Here is a 229-nt window from a genome sequence, read left to right as displayed (position 1 = left end):
TGAAAGCGATGAAACGGCCATGAAGGTATACGGGCAGGTGGTAGGATCTCACAAGCATATAGAAAAACAAGGCTACGTGGAGATGCCGGCAGAACAGTATGAGGCATGGCTAAATTCTGTACAGGAAGAAGGCCGCAAACAAGAACATAAAATTAAAATGAGGGCACTCATCAACCAACTGAATGATTAACATTAATTGACCAAAATGAGAAAGTTTGTACTAGTTTTT

General features: G+C 40.6%; 1 protein-coding gene. It reads left to right on the top strand.

The window, feature by feature from the left end; all coding sequences use genetic code 11:
• The coding region (locus E1163_RS29960; protein WP_221417836.1) for a hypothetical protein at positions 1–190 on the top strand (190 nt) is incomplete at its 5' end.
• Between the last annotated feature and the right edge of the window lie 39 nt (positions 191–229).

Source organism: Fulvivirga kasyanovii (genome assembly GCF_009711405.1).
GTDB classification, from domain to species: domain Bacteria; phylum Bacteroidota; class Bacteroidia; order Cytophagales; family Cyclobacteriaceae; genus Fulvivirga; species Fulvivirga kasyanovii.
Note: the sequence above shows the minus strand (reverse complement) of the source record. Positions and strands in the feature narration are given on the sequence as shown.